Below are 15,974 nucleotides of genomic sequence, written 5' to 3' on the forward strand. Positions count from 1 at the left end.
GTTTGTGCGGATGTCAGGCCAGCCCCTCCGGCCGCCCCGCCGCGATGACAAGCAGTTTGCTCGTTCCGAAAAGCCGCTCGCCGACACGCCTGACATCGGCGAGCGTCACCGCCTCGACAAGGCCGCGTCGCCGGTCGATGTAGTCGATGCCAAGGTCGTCGAGTGCGATCTGCAGCAACTGACGGGCGATCTTGGCCGAGTTGTCGAACTGCAGCGGATAGGAGCCGATGAGGTATTGCTTGGCCTTGGCGAGTTCGTCCGTGTCCGGGCCGTCGGCCGTCAGGCGGGCGATTTCCGCGCGAATGACGGCGAGCGATTCGGCCGCGCGCTCATTCTTGGTGGCGGTGCCGCCCACCAGAAGGCCGGCCGCGCGCAGCGGCACGAGCGAGGTGGAGACGCCGTAGGCCAGTCCGCGCTTCTCGCGCACCTCCTGGAACAGCCGCGATGTAAACGCGCCGCCGCCCAGAATGTGGTTGAACACGATCCCAGCCATGAAATCCGGATCGTTGCGCAGGAAGCCCGGCACCGCGAAGCGCAGGGACGTCTGCGGCACGTCGACATCGATGACCTCAAGCGCGCCTGACGCCAGCGGCGCCGCCGGCGCGACGGCGGGCACCTGCCCGCCTGCCGGCAGATCGCCGAAGACGGCGTCGAGCTGCGCCGAGAGCGTCGCGGCGTCAATGGCGCCGACCACGCTGACGGTGAGATTCGCCCGGGTGAGCGCTGCGGGCTTGATGGCGAGGAAGATGTCGCGGTCGAGCGCCGGCACGGTATCGATGCTGCCCTTGACGGGCTGCGCGTAGGGGTGGCCGGGGAAGGCCCGTGCGAACAGGGCGCGGCTCGCGAGCGTGTCCGGGTCGTTCGCCTCGTGCCGCAGGCCGGCGAGCAGCTGCTCGCGCACGCGCGCCACGGCGCTGTCGTCGAAACGCGGCTCCGTCAGCGCGAGGCGCAGCAGCTCGAACGCCTGCCCGGCGTGGCGCGCCAGAGTCTTCAGCGAACCCCGCCAGGTGTCGCGGTCGGCGGCGAAGTGCAGCTCGATGGCGTGTTCCGCGAGCTTTTCCTGGAAGGCTTCGGAATCGTAGGGGCCCGCGCCCTCGTCGAGCAGGCTCGCGAACAGCTTCGCGGCGCCGGCCCTGTCCGCCGGGTCGAGGGACGCGCCGCCCCTGAATGCGAACTCCACCGCGATGAGGGGAACAGCGTATTCCTCAACGAGCCAGGCCTCGATGCCGCCGGGCGAAACGACGCGCTGGATGGCGCGCGAAGCGGACGTCTGACTGGAAGCGTTTGCGGAACCCGGCTCGACAAGCGACATGCGAAAACCTCGACAGAAACGGAAAGCGCCGGATCAGGCGCGGAAGGCGGCCGGCGCCGTCATGCGGGCAGCAGGAAGCCGGATGTGTGCGGCCGGCTCAGGAAACGCCGCGCCGCCTCCTGAATGGCACCCGCATCGACCGCCTCGATGCGGTCCGTCCACTGCTGAACGTCCGCCACGGTTTCGCCGATGGCGAGCGCCGACCCGTAGATGTGGGCCATGTGGACCTGGCTGTCCTGCGCATAAATCATCTCGGAGACGAAACGGGTGCGCGCGCGCGTCAGCTCCGCCTCGTTCACGCCGTCCTCGACGAGGCGCGTCACGACCTTGCCCACCGCCTCGTCCAGCGCGTCGAGCGTGACGCCTGATGCCGGCACGGCATAGATGTCGAAGCGGGAATCGTCGAGCATCGTGGCATGGTAGCTCGCGCCGGCGTTCACCGCCACGCCCTGGTCGAGCACCAGATGGCGGTAGAGCAGGGAGGTCGGCCCCCCGCCCAGAATTTCGGCCAGCAGCTCAAGCGCATAGGCCTCCTGCCCGGTCTGGGTGCGCACGGAGGGGACGAGCCACGCGCGCTGCAGGTAGGGCTGCTCAACACGCGCATCCGCGACTGAAACGCGCTTCATGGCAACGGGAAGGGGCTCGCGCGGGCGCTGGCGCTGCGGCCGTTCGCCGCGTGCGGCGATCCGGCCATAGGTGCTTTCGGCCAGCGCGATCACCTCATCGGCCTCCACGTCGCCGGCAACGACCAGTATCGCGTTCTCCGGCGTGTAGAAACGCCGGTAGTAGGCGAGCGCGTCGTGCCGGTCGAGGGTCTCGATCTCGTGCTGCCAGCCGATGATCGGGGTGCCGTAGGGATTGTGCGTGTAAAGCGTGGCGGCGAGCGCCTCCGACAGTTGCGCCGACGGATCGGTGTCCGTGCGCATGCGCCGCTCCTCCAGCACGACGAGCCGTTCCGGGTCCACGGCCGCGTCGTCCAGCGTGAGGCCGGTCATGCGGTCGGACTCGAAGGCCATCATCGTGCCGAGATGCTCCTTCGCGATGCGCTGGTAATAGGCGGTGTAGTCATAGGAGGTGAAGGCGTTTTCCTGCCCGCCGAGACTCGCCACGAGGTGCGAGAACTCGCCGGCGGGGTGTGTCGCCGTGCCCTTGAACATCAGATGTTCGAGAAAATGCGCGATGCCGGACTTGCGCAGCGGATCGTCGCCCGAGCCGTTGCGGTACCACACCATATGGGTGACGACCGGCACCCGCCTGTCAGGAATCACGACGACGTCGAGGCCGTTGGCGAGCGTGCGGGTCACCACTTCCGGCCCTGCCTTCAGGCTGGTTCCGGTGCCGGCGGCCTGTCCGGCGGCGGAGATGGAGCCTTCACCCGTGGAACTCGCGCCGCTGGAATCCGGGCCGGAAAATGGACTGGTCATGCACAACTCACTTGTTCAGGGCGCGTCGGAGGGAAGGATCGGACGGCACGGAACCGCCCGCCGATGCGGCCCGGTGCGCGATCCGTGACAAGGGGCGCGCCGAATCCGGACGGCCCCGCTCCCGCATCAATTGCGATTCTGGCTGTTGAGGAAGAAGTAGGGGCTCGCGGGATCGAGGCGATCCACCGGCGTGACCTCCGGCTCCGGAATCCGCGCCTTGTCGGAGGGCATGCGGTAGCCTTTCGGCGGCTCGGTCAACGTCGCGCGTGCCGGCTCCTTCCCGTAGGCGACGGCCGGCTCTTTCTCCTTCTGCGACGCAGTGCCGCGCAGCTGGCGCGGGTCGAGCGGCCGTGCGCTGCAGGCGTCGCCATGGCAATCGTCGGCTGTGGGCGCCGGCACACCGCCGCCGCCGACACGCCGCCCGGCGCGCAGTTCGTCCGGCCTCAGAGGGCGGGCTTCCTCGTTGTCGCGGTTGACTGGCACAGGCTTGTTGGCGGCTTCGATCGCCCGCCGGCGCGCGGCGACATCCGGGTCCGTCGGCCAGTTCGGATGGCCGCCGCCCGCCGCGCGAGGCGGCGGCAGGTTGTTGCCGGCACTGGGCGGCAGCACGAGCGGCGCGCGCTCCTGATAGTCGATAGTGGGGGCGTCGCCCTCGATGATGCCGAGCTTGCCCAGCACGTCTTTCATGAAGACGCCGGTGGTGTCGCGTTCCTGCGCCAGAGCTTCCGACGATCCCGCCGCCATGCCGAAAGCCAGACCGGCGCAAACCGTGCCAATGACAAGTCCGGCCTTTTTAAGATCAACGCGCGTCATGTCCCATCCCGTTCCGCCGCAGAGCTTGCCCGCCCCGCCCAATCCGTCGGCCCGCGAGCCGTAACCGCGCCGCCGCATCCTGCCGCCTATCGTCCCGGCTGTCTGCGGCGATAATGGGGCAACGGCTCATTTTCCGTCCGAAGCCCCTTTTCGCCGCTCGATGACGAGCGAATCATACAGAAGTCCGGCCACCCCGGCAACAATGGCGGCGTCGGCCACGTTGAACACGTACCAGCTGAAGCCGAAGGCGTGGAGGTGCAGGAAGTCGAGCACCGCGCCATAGACGCTGCGGTCGATGGCGTTGCCGACGGCCCCGCCCAGAATCAGCCCGAGCGAGACGCCGACGAGCGTCGTCCGCGCCCGGCGCGCCCAGACGGCCATCACGATGGCCGCGCCCACCGATACGCCGACAAGCAGCCAGCGGCCCAGGTCGCTGTCCTGCTGGAACAGGCCGTAGGAGACGCCGCGGTTCCAGACCAGCACGATGTTGAAGAACGGCGTCACCTCCACGGCCCCGCGCGTGGCGATGTCGAGGACGTGATAGACCCACAGCTTCGTCGCCTGGTCGAGAACGAGCGTGGCCAGCGCCGCGATGATGCCGGCCTGCTGCGGGGTGATGGCGCCGCGCGTCACGTCGTTCATGCGGAGCGCGCCTGGTGGACGGCGTCCCATTCCCGTAGCGCTTCGGCATCGCGCAGGGTGACGTCGGGATAGTCGGGGTCGGTGCCGACTTCGGGCAGGATCTTCCACGAGCGGGCACACTTGCGACCCGCGGCGCGCTCGAACACGACCGCGACGCCGGGCACTTCCGGCAGGCGGAAGGCGTCCGCCGGCCCGTCGCCCGCCTCGACGTGGATGCCGGAGGTGATGCAGATGTCGGCGAACGGCAGCCCGTTCAGGACGGCGCGCAGTGCCTCGTCATCGACGAACACGCGCGGCGCCGCTTCAAGGCTCGATCCGATGCGCTTGGCAGCGCGTTCGATCTCAAGCGCGCCGGTGACGACGCGGCGGACGTCGCGCACCTTCTCCCATTTCGCCTTCAGCGCATCGTTGCGCCAGGTGGGCGGAATCTGCGGGAAAGGCTCAAGGTGAACGGAGCCCGTCTCCGAGGGGAAACGCGACAGCCACGCCTCCTCCGCCGTGAAGGCGAGGATGGGCGCGAGCCACGTGGTGACGGTGCGGAACACCTGATCGATGACGGTGAGCGCGGCGAGCCGCGTCTTGCTGGAGCGCGGATCGCAATAGAGCGTGTCCTTGCGGATGTCGAAGTAGAATGCCGACAGATCGGTGTTCATGAACGCCGACAGCGCGGCGACGATGCGCTTGTAATCGAAGGCCGCATAGGCGGCGCGCACTTCCTCGTCGAGTTCCGCGACGCGGTGCAGGATGAGCTGTTCGAGTTCCGGCAGTGCCTCGTAGACCACGAGGCGGCTGCCGTCGAAATGATGCAGCGAGCCCAGCATCCAGCGCATCGTGTTGCGCAGCTTGCGGTATGTCTCCGCGAAGGTCTTCACGATCTCCGGGCCGATGCGCAGGTCGTCCGAATAGTCCGAGGCCGCGATCCACAGGCGCAGGATGTCCGCGCCGGAGGTCTTGATCACGTCCTGCGGCGCGGTGACATTGCCCTTCGACTTCGACATCTTCTCGCCGCGCTCGTCGAGCACGAAGCCGTGGGTCAGCACCACGTCGTAGGGCGCGCGCCCGCGCGTACCGCAGCTTTCCAGCAGCGACGAGTGGAACCAGCCGCGATGCTGGTCGGAGCCTTCGAGATACATCACCCTGTCCGGCCCGCCGTCGATGACGCGGTTGGTCCTGAGGTCGTCGCGCACCTCCAGCGTGAAGGCATGGGTGGAGCCCGAGTCGAACCACACGTCGAGAATGTCGTTGACCGGCGCCCAGGCGGCCGGATCGTCCACGAGCCCTTCGAGGAAGCGGCGCGGATCGGCATTGAACCAGGCGTCGGCGCCCTCCGCCTCGAAGGCGTCGGCGATGCGCTTCGCCAGTTCCGCGTTATGCGCGAAACCGTGGCCGGGGGCGATATCGGTGACGTTGCCCGAATCGTCCTCGCGCACGAAAACCGTGATCGGCACACCCCAGGCGCGCTGGCGCGACACCACCCAGTCCGGCCGGTTGGCGATCATGCCGGTGATGCGATTCTCGCCGGAGGCTGGCACCCACTGCGTCTGCGTGATGGCTTTGAGCGCGCGCTCGCGCAGCGTGGCGCCGTTCGGTCCATCGATGGGCTTGTCCATGGCGATGAACCATTGCGGTGTGTTGCGGTAGATGACCGGCGCCTTGGAGCGCCAGGAATGCGGATATTGATGCTTGATGCGCCCGCGCGCCACGAGTGCGTCCGCCTCCCGCAGCGCCGCGATGACGCGCTCGTTGGCGTCGCCTTCCTTGCCCTTGTCGTCGAGCACCCGCGCGCCCGCGAACAGGGGCACATGCGGATAGTATGTGCCGTCCGGCCCCACGGTGTGCGGCAGCTCCACGGTGCCGGCGGCGGCGAAGAGGGCGCGGTTGGCGAGATAGGCGCTGTAGTCGTCCGCGCCGTGGCCTGGCGCGGTGTGGACGAAGCCCGTACCGGCGTCGTCGGTGACATAGTCGGTGGCGACGAGCACCACGTCGAACTCATAGCCCTTGCCGCGCAGGGGATGCGCCGCCGCGCGGATCGCCGCCGGATCGACGGCGCGCACCTTGCGGAACGCCTCGACGCGCGCGGCCTTGAACAGGCCCTCCGCGAGCTTGTCTGCGATCAGCAGCTTCGCGCCCGGGCGCACCCAGTTGTCGGCGGGCGCCTCGGTCACCTCGTAGAGGCCGTAGGCGATGTCGCGGGAATAGGCGATGGCGCGGTTGGCCGGGATGGTCCACGGCGTCGTGGTCCAGATGACGACGCGCGCGTCCTTCAGGCCCGCGTCGTCCGTGTCGACGACGGGAAAGGCGACGAAGATGCTCGGCGAGGTGTGCTCGTGATACTCGACCTCCGCCTCGGCCAGCGCGGTGCGCTCGACGACGGACCACATCACCGGCTTCGAGCCGCGATAAAGCTGGCCGGAAGCGGAGAACTTCATGATCTCGCGCGCGATCTGCGCCTCCGCGGGCAGCGCCATGGTGAGGTAGGGATGCTCCCAGTCGCCCACGACGCCGAGACGCTTGAATTCCTCCCGCTGCACGTCAACCCAGTGACCGGCGAAAGCGCGGCATTCGCGGCGGAACTCGACGACCGGCACCTCGTCCTTGTCGCGGCCCTTGGCGCGATACTGCTCCTCGATCTTCCATTCGATCGGCAGGCCGTGGCAGTCCCAGCCCGGCACATAGTTCGCATCGTGGCCCAGCATGGACTGGGCCCGCACGATCATGTCCTTCAGCACCTTGTTGAGGGCATGGCCGATATGGATATTGCCGTTGGCGTAGGGGGGGCCGTCGTGCAGCACGAAGCGCTTGCGCCCCTTGCCGGCCTCGCGCAACTGGCCGTAGAGGCCGTTCTTATGCCAGCGGGCGAGAATTTCCGGCTCGCGCTGCGGCAGGCCCGCACGCATGGGAAAATCGGTCTTCGGCAGGAACAGGGTGTCCGTGTAGTCGCGGGCGGCGTTGTCGGAAGTCGTCTTGTCTGTATTTGTCATGGAAGGGCAACGTCTCGGTAAACACGGCGAGAGAACGCCGGAGTAAGGCGATATAATCCAGGACCGCAGTTAGCGGTCATCTCCTCCCGGACCCGGCCCGTATCGCCATCGGAAGAGGCGAGGCGGTCACCGGGGCCGGGCCGTTAATTCGCCTGCTGCCCCTTTGGCCCCATGCGGGCATGGGCATGCACGTGGGCATGCCCATGGGGTCGCAAATGCAGCGATATGTCATGACGCTATGTTTCATGGCAGACTTCTAGCAGCCGGAAGATCGGCACGTAAAGGGGAATGCGCCGCAAAAGCCCCGCCGCGGATCAGCCAAGCAGCGAGGGAGCGCGCGGATCGGGCGGCCGGGCCGCTATCGCCCTTGCCCCGGCGCTGTCGCGGTCCATCTGGACGACAAGCGCGTCGACGTCGTCGAACTTCAGCTCCGGGCGCAGCCAGGCCAGAAACTCGACCTCCGGCTGCTTGCCGTAGAGATCGCCCGAGAAGTCGAACAGATGGGTTTCGAGCAGCGGCGCGCCGTCGTCGAAGGTGGGGCGGCGGCCGAAGCTGGCGACGCCCGCGCGCATGATGCCGTCCACCCGCACCCGCACGGCGTAGATGCCGTGGCGCAGGCCGCAGGCAGCGTCGAGGCGCATGTTCGCGGTGGGATAGCCGAGCGTGCGCCCGCGCGCATCGCCGTGCACCACCTCCGCCTGCACGAGCCAGCGATAGCCGAGCAGATGGTTCGCCGTGGCGATGTCGCCTGCCACGAGCGCGTCACGGATGGCGCTCGACGAGACGGGCGTATCCGCCTCCAGCACAGGTTCCACGACGACGACCGGCAGGTCGTGGCGGTGGGCGTGATGCTGGAGGAAAGCGGGCGAACCCTCGCGGCCTTTGCCGAAATGGAAATCGTGGCCGACAACGACGCCCGAGGCGGCGTAGCGCGTGATGAGCACGTCGTCCACGAACTCCGCCGCCGTCAGGCCGGCGAAGGCGGCGTCGAAGACGAATTCGATGACGGCGTCCACGCCGAACGCGACGGTGACGGCCGCCTTCAGCGGCACGGGCGTGATGCGGAACATCGGCTTCGCCGGCGCGAAGAAGCGGCGCGGATGCGGCTCGAACGTCAGCACAATTGCCGGTCTGCCGAGGTCGCGGGCAAGTGCGTGCGCCGCACCGATCACGGCCTGATGCCCACGATGCACGCCGTCGAAATTGCCGATGGCGATCACCGGCCGCTCAAACCCCTCCGGCAGCGGATCGAAACCGCGCACGATGCGGGGCGGGGAGAGGGGAAGATGCGGCAGGGGTGCGGTCATGCTCGGTTCGATGCGGTTTCGCGTGACTTGAGCGGGACGACTTTTCCGCGAATCGCCACCCGCCCGCTCCGGTTGTTTATGCACGATCTTTTCCGGAAAGGGGCATCCGTTTTCGGGAATCGTGCTTCCGTTTCCGGCGGACTTCTCTACCAGACCAGCCGCTCGATCGCCACCGTCGGCGACGGTTGCCGGCCGGCGATGAGGCTGGAGAGGCGGGTTTCGTCGATATGCCCCCGGTCGTCGAGCGTCTCGGCGGCGTGAATGCCGCGCGCGACAAACAGCGAGTCGAAGCCGGCCGCCCGCGCGCCGGCGATATCGGTGCGCAGGGCGTCGCCAATGGCGAGCACGCGCCGCGCGTCCGGCGCCGCTCCGCGAACGGCGACGGCGCGTTCGATCGCCCGGGCGTAGATCGGCAGGTGCGGCTTGCCGGCATAGATCGATCGCCCGCCGATGGCTTCATAGGCGGCCGCGATGGCGCCGGCGCAGTAGATCAGCTCATGGCCCCGCTCCACCACGAGATCCGGGTTCGCGCAGACCATCGTCAGCCGCCGCTCAGCCATGGCCCGCAGCCTGTCGGCGTAGTCGTCGGGCGTTTCGGTGTCGTCGTCGAAGAGGCCGGTGCACACGACATAGGCGGCATCCTCCAGCGCGGCGAGCGAAACGTCGAGCCCCTCGAAGACCGGCAGGTCGCGCGCCGGGCCCAGATGCCAGACCGGTAGGCCATGCCGGGCCGCGATCTCGCCCCGCGTGACGTCGCCCGAGGTGACGATGGCGTCATAGGCGTCGCTGCGGGCGTTCAGGCCGTCGAGCATCACGCGCACGACGCCGTGCGGGCGCGGCGCGTTGGTGATGAGGACGACGGTGCCGCCGCGCGCGCGAAACCGCGCCAGCGCCTCGCCCGCTTCCGGAAAGGCCGCGACGCCGTTGTGCAGTACGCCCCAGACGTCGCACAGCAGCACGTCGTAACGGTCGGCGATGGTGCCGAGGCCGGCGATTACTTCCGTGGCGTTGTCGTTCGGTGAGGTCATGGGCAATGCCGTCCCGGGGTGCGGATGGCCGCGCGGCGCCATCCTGATGCGATATCTCGGTGCGATGTTCTGGCGCTACAGGTCATCGGCCCTGTCTGTCAAGGCCGCGCGAGGCGCGATCGCCGGTCACGGATTTGTTATTGCCGTCCCCCCATTGGCGAACGCGCCGCGGCTTCCTACTTCTGCGGCATCCGACGCTTCGCGAGGAGCGTCCGGAATCTGGAATCTTGCTTCAAGAGGGCCATGCAATGAATCCGCAGGAACGTGACGTTATCAATGGAATTTTCGACCGGCTGAAGCAGGCCGAAGGCCAGCCGCGTGACCCTGAAGCCGAGGCGTTGATCGCCAACCGTCTCGCCGGTCAGCCCGGCGCCGCCTATCTGCTGGCGCAGATCGTGCACGTGCAGGAGCAGGCGCTCACCACGCTCAACGACCGCGTCAACGCGCTGGAAGATGAGGTCGCGCAGGTCAAGGCGGCGCCCGCCGCCAGCGGCGGCTTCCTGTCGAGCCTTTTCGGCGCCTCGACGCCGCCCGCGCAGCAGGCGCGTCCCGCCGCCGCGCGGCCCAACAACCCGCAACAGGGTAACGGGCCAAGGAACGGGCAGGATGGTCAGCAGGGGCCGTGGGGCGCGCAGGGTGCCCAACCCGGCCCGTGGGGCAATCGCGGCGGGGCCGGCGGCGGCGGCTTCCTCGCTTCTGCCATGACGACGGCGGCCGGCGTCGCCGGCGGCCTGCTGATCGGCAACGTGCTCGCCAACGCCTTCGGCCTCAACGGCGGGGCGCAGGCCGCCGATGCCGGGGCGGCCTCGTCCGCCAACGACGCTTCGGCGCAGGATGCCTCGGCTCAGGATGCCTCGGCTCAGGACACTTCGGCTCAGGATACGGCCGACGCTGGCAACGACGCCACCTATCAGGACGCCAGCTATGACGAAAGCGCCGACGGCGGTTTCGACGACTTCGGCGGCGGCGGCGACGACTGGGTCTGATTCGCGACCGCTGTTCTTCCGGACGGCTTTTTCGACACCCCGGCTCGCGCCGGGGTGTTTTTCGTTGAGCCGCTTTATGCGGGCGTGAGCGCGGTATCCTTCCCGACGCCGGCGGCCGTGAGTTCGATGCGCCGGTCGTGGAAGGCATCGAGCGTGGAACGGTGCCCGATGGAGACGATTGTCGTGTGCGGCAGCCTTTCGGCGAGCAGCGCGTACATTTCCTTTTCCATCGGTTCGTCGAGCGCGGCGGTTGCCTCGTCGAGCAGCAGCCAGTCGGGCTTCGCGAGCAGGGCGCGCGCCACCGAGAGGCGTTGCTGCTCGCCGAGCGACAGTGTGAGCCCCCAGAGCCCCTCGTCGTCGAGGTGAGGGGCGAGATGGCCGAGATGTACCGCCTGGAGCGCGTGCGCGACCTCCTCCTTCGGGTAGATGTCGCTCGTCGACGGATAGGAGACGGCGTCGAGCAGGGTGCCGATCGGAATGTAGGGCCGCTGCGGCAGCAGCATCACGCTGGCGCCTTTCGGCAGGGCGATGCGGCCCGCGCCGAAGGGCCAGATGCCGGCGATTGCGCGAAACAGCGTCGACTTGCCGACGCCGGAACGACCGGTGACGAGCGCACGCTCGCCCTTGTTCAGCACGAGATCCGGGATCGACAGCACTGTGCGGCCCGAGGGCAGGCGCAGGTCGACCGACGAGATGACGATGGCGCCGTTATCGGACGTGGGCCGGACCGGATGGTCTAGCAGGGACTGTACGCCCGGCCGCTGTTCCTGCCGGCGCGTGGCGTTGATGGCATGTTCGAAGCTCGACAGGCGGTCGACCACCGCCTTGTAGTCGGCGACCGTGGTATAGGCGGAGATGAAGAAGGTCAGTGCGCCCTGCACGCGAGAGAAGGCATCCACCGTCTGCATCATCTGCCCGAGCGTCACCTTCTTCAGGAACAGGTAGGGCGCCACGAAGAGATAGGGGATGACGACGCTGGCCTGGAAGAAGGAGGCGGTGAACAGCGTCAGCTTCTTCTGCCGGTTGAGGATCGCCATGAAGTTGTCGATCACGCGGCCGAACTTCTGGCCGAGCTGCTCCTTCTCCGCGTTCTCGCCCGACAGCAGCGCCACCTGCTCGCCGTATTCGCGCAGGCGCGCCAGGGAGAAGCGGAAATCGGCCTCGTAGCGCTGCTGGGCGAAGTTCAGGCCGATCAGCTTCCGGCCGATGATATGCGTGAGCCACGTGCCGAGCACCGCATAGATCAGCGCCACCCACAGCAGGAGCCCCGGCACGGCGATATCGGTGCCCGGCAGGGTGAAGTTCTCGGACAGCGACCACAGGATAGCCGCGAAGGAGGCGAGTGTCGCGACCTGCGACAGCAGCCCGAGGCTGAGCGTGCGCGTGTTGGCGATGAACAGGTTGATGTCTTCCGCGATGCGCTGGTCCGGATTGTCGGCCTCCGCGCCCGAAAGCTGCATCTTGTAGTGCGCGCTGCCGGAGAGCCAGTTGTCGATATAGCGGCGCGTCATCCACGCCCGCCAGCGGATGTGGAAGATGTACTGCACGACGATCTCAAGGATCGCGATCGCGATCCAGACGGCGGCGAGCGGCGAGAAGACGGCCAGAAGCTGGTGCCAGAAGGCTGCCGCATCCATCTCCTGCAGGGCGTTGTAGAGATCGCGCGAGAAGTAGCTGAGACGCACGTTCAGGGCGACCTGGAACAGGTTGATCAGGATGAGCGAGATGAAAAGCCCGATCCCGATCCATCTCTCCTGCAGGCGCACGCGACCGATGAGCGGAATGGTCATCTCGCCCGCGTCGCGCGTCGTGGCATAGGGCAGGATGAGCCGCCAGATGGTGAGGAGTGCGCTCTTCAGCCCGTGCATGGGATACGCTTTTTCATGGAGGGACGGACATTCGCGGAAGGACGCACGGCTGCTCAGAAGGCCTTGAAGGTGATGATCGTGCGTGTGTCGGAGATGCCGTCGATGGTCTGCACCTTCTCACCCACGAAATGGCCGACATCGACACCGGCATCGACATGGAACTTGGCGAGAATGTCATAGTCGCCGGCGATGGAATAGATCTCGGACGCGATTTCCCGATCCGCCAGCGCGCTGGCGACGGCGTAGGTCTGTCCGAGCAGGCACTTGATCTCGACAAAAAAGGTCTGCATCGCCCTCACTCTCCCCGATAGGCCGGCGGGGAACCGACCGCCGTTTCTCCATCTTATGCGCCAGCCGGAAGCCGGATGGCAAGCGTCCGCGCGCACGCCCGGAGAACGGCACGCCGTCGGCAGGAGAATAAAATAATATCGCAAGTTCTGCGCGGGTATCGTCAGGTCTCTGGCGGGCGGCTACAGTTGCCGGGTCGTCAGGGTTGACCTGACCCGCAGGGAATCAACGATGGCCCGCAACGTCTATCTGCCCGACCAGATTGCCCGGCGTCTCGCCTGGCGCCGCGACGTGGTCGCGCGGCAGCGCGATGCTGCCGGCACCACCCTGTGCTGCTGGCGGGAAACCTACATTCTGCCGCGTGAGAAGGCGCGCATGAAGGCGCGCGAATGGATGGACCGCTTGCGGCGGTCCGCCTATGTGACCGAGGTCGAGAGCTGGCGCGAACTGGGAGACGGGCGAATCGAATTCATCGTCCGCCGCGTTCCCGCCGACTGACGGCGGCCCGTCGAGGCGGGCCGAGGCGTGTGCGCACGGCCTGCGATGATGTGACGCAAGCGACCCTGTAACGCATCGCGCGCAGGCCTGCCCGGCGCCAGCATCAATACAAACACCACAATTCCGGGACCGCCCTCGCGGTCCCGGAAAACGGTGACGCCTGATTCGCGTAACGGGCTGTTACGCTATGTCGTCTTCGTCGTCTTCCTCTTCCTCGTCATCCTCTTCCTCGACGTCGATGTCGTCCTCGTCGTCGAACAGGATGAGGGTTTCGGGCGGAAGCACGGTGTTGCGGAAGTTGTCCTCGCTGTCGGCGTACCAGACAACGGAAACGCCCTTGTCGTCGACTGCCGTGACCGTGAGTGCCGGACCGCCCGATTTGAGCATGACAACGTCGCCAACGGTGAAACTCATGTCTGTCTCCTCCCAACGAGATGGCACAAAAGACCGATGAACTGTGCGCTTTCTGGTGGAGCGAGAAGCACCCCACCACAAGCGCGCCGAACCGCGAGCCGGGCAACCTTCCGAACCGGAAAACGCTTTAGCACGCCCGAAAAACGCTTTAGCAGGCCCATGTGACAGGTTTACGGCTAACAGCGCAAGCGCCCTGCGCGGTTTTGCCGCCAGCCTCGCGCCGCAAGGCCGGGCCTTGCTTGGCCGTGGCGAATCGCCGTTGCATTTTAAGACTGTTGTAGTGTAACTCTGGACATGGTTCTGGAACCATGCCAAAGAGCCGAAGGATGGAAATCCCGGCCGCCCGGCCGGGGGGTATCCGTCGTGCGCTCGATGCGCCGGCAAGCGGCGTATGTCGTGGTAACGCAGGTGGTTCGCGCGGTTTTCCGGTCCGGCGGTGGTTGCCGGGCACGGCGGCTGTGCGGCGGAGAACGATTTGGGGGGCAACGTGGCAGAGACTGCGAGCGTAGAGCCGACACGGCGAGACTTTCTCTACATCGCGACGGGCGCCATGGGCGCAGTGGGCGCTGCCGCGCTTGCCTGGCCGTTTATCAACCAGATGAACCCGGACGCCTCAACGCTGGCGCTGAGTTCGGTGGAGGTCGACGTCGGGCAGGTCGCCGAAGGGCAGAGCATCACGGTGAAATGGCGCGGCAAGCCCGTGTTCATCCGCCACCGCACGCCCAAGGAGATCGAGGAAGCGAAGGCCGTCCAGATCAGCGACCTCGTCGACCCCCTGGCCCGTAACGGCAACCTGCCCGCCGACGCGCCGGCGAGCGACACCAACCGCGCCGCCGAGGGCAAGGAAGCCTGGCTCGTCATGATCGGCATCTGCACGCATCTCGGGTGCGTCCCCCTCGGCAGCCAGGGCGACTACGATGGCTGGTTCTGCCCCTGCCATGGTTCGCACTACGATTCGGCCGGGCGCATCCGGCGCGGGCCCGCGCCGGAGAACATGCACATTCCGGCCTATCAGTTCGTCTCCGATACGGCGATCCGTATCGGTTGACATGCGTACCGGTTGACTTGGGTAGACCGTTACTCGGGTAGACCGCATCCAGAACAGCGACCCCTGATGCGCTGAAGCCGAGAAGAGCCATGCACGGACATTCGACCTACGTTCCCCAGACCGGCCTGACGAAGTGGCTGGAAAGCCGGCTGCCGATCATCAGCCTCGTCCATTCGTCGTTCGTCGCCTTTCCCACGCCGCGGAACCTCAACTACCTGTGGACGTTCGGCGCGATCCTCTCCTTCATGCTGATCGCGCAGATCCTCACCGGCGTCGTGCTGGTGATGCACTACACGCCGCATGTCACGCTGGCCTTCTCGTCGGTCGAGCACATCATGCGCGACGTGAACTTCGGCTGGCTGCTGCGCTATCTGCACGCCAACGGCGCGTCGATGTTCTTCATCGCGGTCTACATCCACATCTTCCGCGGCCTCTACTACGGCTCCTACAAGGCGCCGCGTGAGGTGCTCTGGATTCTGGGCGTCGTGATCTTCCTGCTGATGATGGCCACCGCGTTCATGGGCTACGTGCTGCCGTGGGGCCAGATGAGCTTCTGGGGCGCGACCGTGATCACCAACCTCTTCTCGGCGCTGCCGTTCGTGGGCGATCCGATCGTGACGTGGCTGTGGGGCGGCTTCTCGGTCGACAACCCGACGCTGAACCGCTTCTTCTCCCTGCACTATCTGCTGCCGTTCATGATCGCGGGCGTGGTCGTGCTCCACATCTGGGCGCTGCACCACGTCGGGCAGAACAACCCGACCGGCGTCGAGATCAAGGATATCCGAAAGGACTCGGTGCCCTTCACGCCGCACGCGACGATCAAGGACATGTTCGGCGTCATCGTCTTCTTCATCTTCTTCTCGTGGTTCGTGTTCTACACGCCGAACTACCTTGGCCACGCCGACAACTATACCCAGGCCAACCCGCTGGTGACGCCCGCGCACATTGTGCCGGAATGGTACTTCCTGCCGTTCTACGCCATCCTGCGCGCCATCCCCTCCAAGCTCGGCGGCGTCATCGCAATGTTCGGCTCCATCGCCGTGCTGGCCTTCCTGCCGTGGCTCGATACGTCGAAGGTGCGCTCCGCCGTCTATCGCCCGCTCTACCGGCAGCTGTTCTGGGTGTTCGTGCTGGTGGCGATCGGCCTCGGCTATCTGGGCGCCATGCCGGCCGAAGGCGGATACGTCATCGCCTCCCGTATTCTGACGGTCTACTACTTCGCCCACTTCTTGGTCATCCTGCCGCTGCTGGGGCTCTTCGAAAAGACGAAGCCGCTCCCGAATTCGATCGCGGAGTCGGTGCTGGCGAAGCCGCAAGGCGCGGCGGTTGCAGCCGCAGGCAGTAACGTTTGACAGGAGGGCAGAT

General features: G+C 66.9%; 14 protein-coding genes. 4 read left to right on the top strand and 10 right to left on the bottom strand.

All coding sequences use genetic code 11. The features are described from left to right. Nucleotides 1-13: 13 nt before the first annotated feature. From ACFFJ7_RS05505 to ACFFJ7_RS05535, 7 genes are all read right to left on the bottom strand, one after another. Nucleotides 14-1,312, bottom strand: a complete 1,299-nt coding sequence (locus tag ACFFJ7_RS05505) for a M16 family metallopeptidase (RefSeq protein ID WP_377591048.1) — start codon at nucleotides 1,310-1,312, stop codon at nucleotides 14-16. Between the two features lie 59 nt (nucleotides 1,313-1,371). Next, nucleotides 1,372-2,736, bottom strand: coding sequence for a M16 family metallopeptidase (locus ACFFJ7_RS05510; protein ID WP_377591050.1), 1,365 nt, complete (start codon nucleotides 2,734-2,736; stop codon nucleotides 1,372-1,374). 126 nt (nucleotides 2,737-2,862) lie between these two features. Next, nucleotides 2,863-3,549: a hypothetical protein gene (locus tag ACFFJ7_RS05515; RefSeq protein WP_166947920.1), complete on the bottom strand. Its 687-nt coding sequence runs from the start codon at nucleotides 3,547-3,549 to the stop codon at nucleotides 2,863-2,865. A 126-nt stretch (nucleotides 3,550-3,675) separates the two neighbouring features. Next, entirely contained in the window at nucleotides 3,676-4,167 is a 492-nt protein-coding gene (gene lspA, locus ACFFJ7_RS05520) for a signal peptidase II (protein ID WP_166948877.1), read from the bottom strand. Nucleotides 4,168-4,187: 20 nt separating this feature from the next. Further along, a complete protein-coding gene (ileS, locus tag ACFFJ7_RS05525) occupies nucleotides 4,188-7,172 on the bottom strand; it encodes an isoleucine--tRNA ligase (RefSeq protein WP_377591052.1) in 2,985 nt (994 codons plus the stop codon). A 314-nt stretch (nucleotides 7,173-7,486) separates the two neighbouring features. Continuing rightward, a complete protein-coding gene (locus tag ACFFJ7_RS05530; protein WP_377591054.1) occupies nucleotides 7,487-8,479 on the bottom strand; it encodes a bifunctional riboflavin kinase/FAD synthetase in 993 nt (330 codons plus the stop codon). Between the two features lie 146 nt (nucleotides 8,480-8,625). After that, complete coding sequence (locus ACFFJ7_RS05535; RefSeq protein WP_166947926.1) at nucleotides 8,626-9,507, bottom strand: TIGR01459 family HAD-type hydrolase; 882 nt, start codon at nucleotides 9,505-9,507, stop codon at nucleotides 8,626-8,628. A gap of 248 nt (nucleotides 9,508-9,755) precedes the next feature. On the opposite strand from ACFFJ7_RS05535, the gene ACFFJ7_RS05540 reads away from it, so the two are divergent. Further along, nucleotides 9,756-10,493: a DUF2076 domain-containing protein gene (locus tag ACFFJ7_RS05540; RefSeq protein WP_377591056.1), complete on the top strand. Its 738-nt coding sequence runs from the start codon at nucleotides 9,756-9,758 to the stop codon at nucleotides 10,491-10,493. 74 nt (nucleotides 10,494-10,567) lie between these two features. Here ACFFJ7_RS05540 and ACFFJ7_RS05545 read toward each other — a convergent pair whose 3' ends face one another. Both ACFFJ7_RS05545 and ACFFJ7_RS05550 read right to left on the bottom strand, forming a co-directional pair. Further along, entirely contained in the window at nucleotides 10,568-12,361 is a 1,794-nt protein-coding gene (locus tag ACFFJ7_RS05545; protein ID WP_377591058.1) for an ABC transporter ATP-binding protein/permease, read from the bottom strand. Between the two features lie 53 nt (nucleotides 12,362-12,414). Next, on the bottom strand, nucleotides 12,415-12,651 hold the full coding sequence (locus ACFFJ7_RS05550) for an Lrp/AsnC ligand binding domain-containing protein (protein ID WP_166947932.1): 237 nt from the start codon (nucleotides 12,649-12,651) through the stop codon (nucleotides 12,415-12,417). Nucleotides 12,652-12,880: 229 nt separating this feature from the next. On the opposite strand from ACFFJ7_RS05550, the gene ACFFJ7_RS05555 reads away from it, so the two are divergent. Continuing rightward, nucleotides 12,881-13,147 carry a hypothetical protein gene (locus ACFFJ7_RS05555; RefSeq protein ID WP_377591060.1) on the top strand — a complete coding sequence of 89 codons (267 nt, stop codon included), beginning with the start codon at nucleotides 12,881-12,883 and terminating at the stop codon, nucleotides 13,145-13,147. 180 nt (nucleotides 13,148-13,327) lie between these two features. On the opposite strand, the gene ACFFJ7_RS05560 is transcribed toward ACFFJ7_RS05555, so the two are convergent. Next, nucleotides 13,328-13,561 carry a YodC family protein gene (locus ACFFJ7_RS05560; protein ID WP_166947936.1) on the bottom strand — a complete coding sequence of 78 codons (234 nt, stop codon included), beginning with the start codon at nucleotides 13,559-13,561 and terminating at the stop codon, nucleotides 13,328-13,330. Nucleotides 13,562-14,048: 487 nt separating this feature from the next. Between ACFFJ7_RS05560 and petA the strand changes: the two genes are divergently transcribed. Both petA and ACFFJ7_RS05570 read left to right on the top strand, forming a co-directional pair. Beyond that, entirely contained in the window at nucleotides 14,049-14,609 is a 561-nt protein-coding gene (petA, locus tag ACFFJ7_RS05565; RefSeq protein WP_166947938.1) for a ubiquinol-cytochrome c reductase iron-sulfur subunit, read from the top strand. Nucleotides 14,610-14,698: 89 nt separating this feature from the next. Then, nucleotides 14,699-15,961, top strand: a complete 1,263-nt coding sequence (locus ACFFJ7_RS05570; RefSeq protein WP_166947940.1) for a cytochrome b — start codon at nucleotides 14,699-14,701, stop codon at nucleotides 15,959-15,961. The last annotated feature ends 13 nt before the right edge of the window (nucleotides 15,962-15,974 follow it).

Source organism: Pseudochelatococcus lubricantis (genome assembly GCF_042432495.1).
In the GTDB taxonomy this organism is placed as follows: Bacteria; Pseudomonadota; Alphaproteobacteria; order Rhizobiales; family Beijerinckiaceae; genus Pseudochelatococcus; species Pseudochelatococcus lubricantis.